Genomic DNA, 1,424 nt, shown 5'->3' with positions numbered 1-1,424 from the left:
AGTTTACTTTAAACTGCGTTGGGTTGCAGGGAAACAGTTACATACACTGGGTTTCTTTATATGCTGTGACGGAACTGGTGACGGCGAATGATTCCGCCTTCATATGCGTCATATGCAGCTCGTTCAGTTTATCCATTGCTATTTTTTTCTGTTCCATGAGAGAATGCGCATAAATATTGAGGGTAACGGAAACATTGGAATGTCCCAGTATTTCACTAAGTGTCTTAATATCAACTCCTAGTTCCAGTGCCCGAGTGGCAAAGGTATGCCGAATGGCATGAAACTTACGGTCTTTTACTCCTGCTTCCTCCAATATTTTCTTATATAGCTTTTGACAAGTTCGCGGATCAATAGGAATGTTATTCCTAGAGAGCACATAACCGTTTTCATTCGCAGAGAAACTCTTAAATTCCATAAACAACTGTATTAAAAAATCAGGCAGAGGAATTTTCCGGACTGATTTATGGCTTTTGGGTGTTCCGACCAATAGCATCGTTTTAGTCTCTTCCCGTTGAAAATTTTTTGTACGGGAAACCGTTCTCGCAACGGACATGGTTCCTGCTTCAAAATCAATGTCGCTCCATTTCAAGCCACAAAGCTCACCGAGGCGAATCCCTGTATAAAAGCACAGGAGTATTCCAAGCGTCCGCCGGTCCTCTGAATGAATTATTATACGTTCAATAAGTCTCTGCTCTTTGACGGAAAATACCTGGACCGCCGTACTTTCTACCCGTGGCAGCTTAACCGCTTCCGTTATAGAGGCATGTCCCTCAGCGCCTTTTAAAATCTCTTTCAGCGCTGTTTTAAAAATGGTAAGGATCTTCCTTTTATAAGAGTCCGAAATGGAATGGTCAAACTTGATTGATGCGACAAACCTAGCAACTGAGTACTCTGTGATTTGCTCGTTTTCTTTTTTTATAAAAAAAGGAATGACATACTTTTGCATACAATAGTAGTAGTTTTCATAGGTAGACGGTTTGACTTGGTCACGAACGCTGTTTTTTAACCAGCATTCAAATAATTCGGATGCATGTTGCGTGATACTTATTTTTTTTGTATCAAACGGTCTCAGCACACACTCCTGAAGTTTTAGCTTTTTTTCTTTTACGTCTGAGTAAGTCTTAGCATAGATATATCGATATTTTCCGTCTGGCTTGACAATACGTGCTTCCCATCGTCCATCTTTACGTTTATAAATATTTTCGCCTCTGCGTGACATCTGCAACACCCCTTCCCGATCCTGACGATAAAATGACGGCGAATAGCAGGAAACAGACCGATAAGGCTCCGATATTCACCAAAAAACATAGTGGGGAAGTAATTATCCATAAGCCATTTTTTGTGTTGCTAGATTTTTCCATATGAGATATAATCAAAATAAGTCGAAATAACTCAAAAAATGGTGCCGCAGTTTAAAGTAAACT

Annotated in this window: 1 protein-coding gene; it reads right to left on the bottom strand. The window is 40.1% G+C overall.

Annotated features, from left to right (window positions below):
• Positions 1–37 precede the first annotated feature (37 nt).
• Positions 38–1,219, bottom strand: a complete 1,182-nt coding sequence (locus tag JYB65_RS14810) for a site-specific integrase (RefSeq protein WP_206583474.1) — start codon at positions 1,217–1,219, stop codon at positions 38–40.
• Between the last annotated feature and the right edge of the window lie 205 nt (positions 1,220–1,424).

Source organism: Clostridium aminobutyricum (assembly GCF_017255415.1).
GTDB classification, from domain to species: Bacteria; Bacillota; Clostridia; order Peptostreptococcales; family Anaerovoracaceae; genus Aminipila; species Aminipila aminobutyrica.
This window is presented reverse-complemented; position numbering and strand designations above follow the sequence as displayed.

Excerpts from the sequence above, each read along its gene's own strand:
- JYB65_RS14810 (WP_206583474.1), bottom strand. The coding sequence starts at position 1,219 with ATGTCACGCAGAGGCGAAAATATTTATAAACGTAAAGATGGACGATGG.